This is a genomic window from uncultured Fibrobacter sp., assembly GCF_937877005.1.
Taxonomy (GTDB): Bacteria; Fibrobacterota; Fibrobacteria; order Fibrobacterales; family Fibrobacteraceae; genus Fibrobacter.
On record NZ_CALEFV010000153.1, the window covers coordinates 1 to 2,451 of the forward strand.

Below are 2,451 nucleotides of genomic sequence, written 5' to 3' on the forward strand. Positions count from 1 at the left end.
TCAAATTCGATACCCTGACCGATTCTGTTCGGGCCGCCACCGAGCACCATGATTCTCTTTTTGTGGCCGTGACCCGGAATTTCGCGGACGGGTTCGGAATTTTCAGCGTAGCAGCTGTAGTAATACGGCGTGATGGCTTCGAATTCGCCGGCGCAGGTATCGACGGAGTAGTAACTCGGAACGAGGCCAATCTGCTTGCGCACCGCCATGACTTCTTCGGGAGTCTTGTGGAACAGGTAACCAATCTGGATATCGCTGTAGCCGAGTTCCTTGGCCTGGCGGAAGAGCGGCAAATCTTTGGCGAGCGCTTCCAGCGAGCCTGCGGAAAGGATTTCGTCTTCGTAGAGGGCGAGTTCTTCGAGATGACGCAAGAAATAGCGGTCGATTTTCGTGATTTCGTACAACTTCTCGACGCCCCACTTGCGGCGCAGTGCTTCGTGCAGCACGAAGATGCGTTCGGCGCTCGGGCGTGCGACTTCCTTGGCTAGCGTTTCGTCGTCGTATTCCTTGAATTTTTCGCACTTGGCGCAAGCTCCGAATCCGCCGAATCCCGTTTCGAGAGAGCGGAGTGCCTTCTGCATGGCCTGCTTGAAGTTGGTGCCGATAGCCATTGCTTCGCCCACAGACTTCATCTGGGTGCCCAGCGTGGAATCGGCCTTCGGGAACTTTTCGAAGGTGAAACGCGGAACCTTCACGACAACGTAGTCGAGAGCCGGTTCAAAGCAGCTCGGGGTCGTCTGCGTAATGTCGTTGCGGAGTTCGTCGAGGGTGTAACCCACGGCGAGCAAAGCTGCAATCTTTGCGATGGGGAAGCCCGTCGCCTTGGAGGCGAGAGCCGAAGAACGGCTCACACGCGGGTTCATTTCGATGATGATGCGGCGGCCAGTCTTGGGTTCGATAGCCCACTGCACGTTGGATCCGCCGGTTTCCACGCCGATGGCTTCCATGACCTTCAGGGAGTCGTCACGCATGGCCTGGTAGGCACGGTCATCAAGGCTCTGGATCGGGGCGACCGTGATGGAGTCGCCGGTATGCACACCCATGGGGTCCAGGTTTTCGATGGAACACACGATAACGGCATTGCCCTTCTTGTCGCGCATGACTTCCATCTCGAATTCTTTCCAGCCCAGGAGCGATTCTTCAATAAGTACTTCGTTGTTGAGCGAGGCGTCAAGACCACGGTTCACGATGGTCTCGAATTCTTCGGCGTTGTGGGCGATACCGCCGCCCGTGCCGCCGAGGGTAAAGCCTGGACGGATAATCAGTGGCCAGCTTCCGATGGTGTGGGCGATAGCGGTCGCCTCGGACATGGAGTGTGCAGAACCGGAGCGGGGAAGGTCCAGCCCAATTTTGAGCATGGCTTCCTTGAACAGGTGACGGTCTTCGGCGCGCTGGATGGATTCTGCCTTCGCACCGATGAGTTCCACCTGGTAGCGGTCCAAAATGCCGCGCTCGTTCAGTTCCATCGCAAGGTTCAAAGCGGTCTGGCCACCGAGTGTGGGGAGCAAGGCATCCGGGCGTTCGCGGCGGATGATTTCGTGCAAAATATCGACGCTCAGCGGTTCAATGTAGGTGCGGTCGGCCATTTCGGGGTCGGTCATGATGGTGGCCGGGTTGGAGTTCACGAGCACCACTTCGTAGCCTTCGCGGCGCAGCACCTTGCAGGCCTGCACGCCGGAGTAGTCGAATTCGCAGCCCTGGCCAATTACGATCGGGCCAGAACCAATGAGCATAATCTTCTTGATGTCGGTACGCTTAGGCATAGCATTTCTCCGAATAAAAAGAAAGGCAAAAGCCAGAAGCTTTTGCCAAACGATAAAGACGATAAAAAACAGAGAAAAGAAAAATTTTGTGAAATCCAGAGAGTGTGGATTGGTTCCGTTGCGAGATTCCTGCAACGGCGGTACTCATGTGTGCCTCGATGGATTCCGATATTTTCATCGGGCTCAAAATATAGTAAATCTTGACCCAAGGGTGGAAGAGTGTTTTTGAATAATTTTTTTGAGTCACGAGGGGTTAAACTTTTTTAAAAGCAATCCGCCGGCGCGGGGCCGACGAATTGCATTTTTGAGGTTCGGATTATTATGAGGTTTTGGAGTACAATTAGTAAATAAAGTGGCATTTGGCTGTGCACCTTCGACGCGCAGCCGATGTTATTCATCTACTAATTCTATTAATAGATGAATAACATCTCGCGATACTTCGGCAGTGGCCATTTTTCGTCGGGCACGATGCTTTCGATCTTGTCCACGATAATGCGGAGGTTTGCCATAGCGTCGAGAATGACTTCGTGCTTTTCGCCGAGGGCGGTTTCCATCTGGGCGACTGCGGCTTCAAGTTCCTTGAGCTTTTCGCCGAGTTCGCGGGCGTAACCGTCGACAGCGTAGAAACCTTGGGTCTTGGCCATTTCGTTGGTCTTGAGGGCGTTGCTGTAAGCGCAAAGCACCTGCG

At 54.4% G+C, this 2,451-nt stretch carries 1 protein-coding gene and 1 pseudogene; both read right to left on the reverse strand.

From position 1 onward, the window contains the following. A partial coding sequence (gene carB / locus Q0628_RS07255) for a carbamoyl-phosphate synthase large subunit (RefSeq protein WP_298769597.1) occupies nt 1-1,763 on the reverse strand: 1,763 nt, incomplete at its 3' end. Nucleotides 1,764-2,173: 410 nt separating this feature from the next. Continuing rightward, nucleotides 2,174-2,451 (reverse strand): annotated as a pseudogene (locus tag Q0628_RS07260) (glutamine synthetase type III); the annotation flags it as partial.